Annotated in this window: 2 protein-coding genes; both read left to right on the plus strand. The window is 62.4% G+C overall.

The features are described 5' to 3' along the window. Positions 1-72 precede the first annotated feature (72 nt). A complete protein-coding gene (gene acnB, locus NW841_RS05320; RefSeq protein ID WP_414385694.1) occupies positions 73-2706 on the plus strand; it encodes a bifunctional aconitate hydratase 2/2-methylisocitrate dehydratase in 2634 nt (877 codons plus the stop codon). Between the two features lie 54 nt (positions 2707-2760). Further along, positions 2761-3054 (plus strand): PepSY domain-containing protein, encoded by a 294-nt coding sequence (locus NW841_RS05325; RefSeq protein ID WP_414378244.1) that lies wholly within the window; start codon positions 2761-2763, stop codon positions 3052-3054. Positions 3055-3275 lie beyond the last annotated feature (221 nt).

Raw genomic sequence — 3275 nt, forward strand, 5'->3', positions numbered from 1 at the left:
TGGGATCCCTTCCTGCTGCCGACCTGGCGGTAGAATGAATACCCATGTCGAGTGACCTAAGGAATCCTCCCCATGCTGGCTGAGTACCGCCAACATGTTGCTGCCCGCGCGGCCCAAGGGATCCCGCCGCTGCCCTTGAACGCTGCCCAGACCAGCCAGGTGTGCGAGCTGCTCAAGGATCCCCCTGCCGGTGAGGAAGCTTTTTTGTTGCATTTGCTTACAGAGCGGGTACCGCCGGGGGTGGACGAAGCGGCCTATGTGAAAGCGGGCTTTTTGGCGGCTGTGGCCAAGGAGGAGGTGCGCTCGCCTCTGATTACCCCCCTGCGGGCGGTGGAGCTCTTGGGCACGATGCTGGGGGGCTATAACGTCCAGGTGCTGGTAGAGCTGCTGCGGGATAGGCGGCAGGAGATCGCGGCAGCAGCAGCCCGCGCCCTTAGCCACACGCTGCTGGTTTTCGATGCCTTCCACGACGTGCTGGAACTCAGCCAAGCCGGCAACGCCTATGCGCGGCAGGTGATCGAGTCCTGGGCCGCCGGGGAGTGGTTTACTGCCAGGCCGCCCCTGGCCGAGGCCATCACCGTAACGGTGTTCAAAATTGCTGGCGAGATCAACACCGACGACCTTTCCCCCGCCGCCCACGCCACCACCCGCCCAGACATCCCCCTGCACGCCCAGAGCATGCTGGAGGCGCGCGCACCGGGAGCGATAGCAACCATTGCTGAGCTGAAGCGCCGCGGCTATCCCGTGGCCTTTGTGGGGGATGTGGTGGGCACGGGATCCTCCCGCAAGTCCGCCCTCAACTCCCTGCTCTGGCACATTGGCCAGGACATTCCCTATGTGCCCAACAAGCGGGCCGGCGGGGTGATTCTGGGGGGCACGATCGCGCCCATTTTCTTCAACACCGCCGAAGATGCTGGCGCCCTGCCCATCCAGTGCGATGTCTCGCGGCTGGAGACGGGCATGGTGGTCACCATCTATCCCTACGAAGGCGTCATCCGCTCTGAGGATGGCCAAGTCCTCTCCACCTTTTCCCTGCGGCCTGTGACTCTGCCGGACGAGGTGCGGGCGGGGGGCCGCATCCCCCTCTTGATTGGCCGGGCCCTCACCGACAAAACCCGCCAGGCCCTGGGGCTGGATCCCTCTCCCCTATTTATCCGTCCCACCCCGCCCGCCGACACCGGCAAAGGCTATACCCTGGCCCAGAAAATTGTCGGCAAAGCCTGTGGGCTGCCGGGGGTGCGCCCGGGCACCAGTTGTGAGCCGCTAATCACCACGGTGGGATCCCAGGACACCACCGGGCCCATGACCCGCGACGAGCTGAAGGAGCTGGCCTGCCTGGGGTTTAGTGCCGACCTGGTGCTGCAGAGCTTCTGCCACACCGCCGCCTACCCCAAGCCGGTGGACATCCAGATCCACAAAGAGCTGCCCGACTTCTTTGCCTCGCGGGGGGGCGTTGTCCTGCGGCCGGGCGACGGCATCATCCACTCCTGGCTTAACCGCATGCTACTGCCGGATACCGTCGGCACCGGGGGCGACTCCCACACCCGCTTTCCTTTGGGCATCTCCTTCCCGGCGGGATCGGGGTTGGTGGCCTTTGCCGCCGCCATGGGGGTGATGCCCCTCAATATGCCGGAGTCGGTGCTGGTGCGCTTCCGGGGGGAATTGCAGCCCGGGATCACCCTGCGGGACATCGTCCACGCCATCCCCTACGTGGCCATCCAGCGGGGGCTGCTCACCGTCGAGAAGCAGGGCAAGAAAAACGTCTTTGCCGGGCGAATTATGGAGATCGAGGGCCTGCCCCATCTCAAGGTGGAGCAAGCCTTTGAGTTGACCGACGCCTCAGCAGAGCGGAACTGCGCCGCCTGCACCATTAAGCTCAGCGTCGAGACGGTTGCCGAGTACCTGCGCTCCAACGTGGTGCTGTTGAAAAACATGATTGCCCGCGGCTATCAGGATGCGAGAACCCTGCTGCGGCGCATCGCCAAGATGGAGGCCTGGCTGGCCAACCCCACCCTGATGGAGGCGGATCCCGACGCCGAATACGCTGCCGTGATCGAGATTGACCTCAGCACCATCACCGAGCCCATTGTCTGTGCCCCCAACGATCCCGACAAGGTGATGACCCTAAGCGAAGTCCACGCCCAGCACGCGGCGGGCAACCCCGACACACCCATCCAAATTGACGAGGTGTTTATTGGCTCCTGCATGACCAACATTGGCCACTACCGGGCTGCCGCCAAGATTTTGGAAGGGCAAGGTCGGGCCAAGGTACGCCAATTTTGGATCTGCCCACCCACCCGCATGGACGAGGCGCAACTGCGCGCCGAAGGGGTGTACGGCACCTTTGCCGCTGCCGGGGCGAGGACGGAAATGCCGGGCTGCAGCTTGTGCATGGGCAACCAGGCCCGCGTAGCGGACGGGGCCACCGTTATGTCCACCTCTACCCGCAACTTTGACAACCGCATGGGCAAAGGTGCACGGGTCTACCTGGGATCCGCCGAGCTGGCGGCTGCCTGCGCCCTCCTGGGGCGGATCCCTACCCCTGAGGAATACCGGGAGATCGTGGCCACCAAGATCCAGCCCTTTGCCGGCGAGCTGTACCGCTACCTCAACTTCCACGAGATCCCCGGCTTTGAGGACGAAGGGCGGATCATCCCCCGCGAGCAAATGCCCAAGCTGGAGGAAGTCCTCGGGATCCGTTCCTAAAGGGGCTACCCTGATACCATGGCAGCATGGTTTGCTAGCCTTGGAGAAATCCTGATGGCCCTGCCCCGAAAACTCACCCGCCAGATCCACCGCGCCCTGGCTCCCCTCCTGGCCCTGCCCCTGGTAGTGACGGTGGTAACGGGATCCCTCTACCAAATTGCCCGCCTCAACGGCAACTTGGACTACTACTGGCTAATCCAAATCCACAAAGGGCAGTGGGGGCCGCTGGATCTGCAGGCCATCTACCCCTTCTTAAACGGCTTGGGGCTGTTGGTGATGGTGGCTACCGGTCTAAGTCTGTGGTTGCAGACGAGATCCCATCACCTCTCCAAGCGCAGCGATTCCTGAGAGCTTTCTCCTGATTCTTGGGTGAGAAAATACCCCAACCGATTTCCAGAAAACTCGACCTCTGGAGCCAGCCAGAAAGCTTATTTTAATGTACAGAGGCTAGGCTAAAGCCTTGTGAGTAAAGCTTAAAGAGAAGTTAACCAAAAGTTAACCAAAATCTGATTAGGAGGTGGATAGATATGGCTCTGGTTCGCTGGGATCCCTTCCGGGAAATTGACGAA

Source organism: Synechococcus sp. H60.3 (assembly GCF_047462295.1).
GTDB lineage: Bacteria > Cyanobacteriota > Cyanobacteriia > Thermostichales > Thermostichaceae > Thermostichus.

Coding starts and splice junctions, on each gene's coding strand:
- acnB (WP_414385694.1), top strand. CDS start 73: ATGCTGGCTGAGTACCGCCAACATGTTGCTGCCCGCGCGGCCCAAGGG.
- NW841_RS05325 (WP_414378244.1), top strand. CDS start 2,761: ATGGCCCTGCCCCGAAAACTCACCCGCCAGATCCACCGCGCCCTGGCT.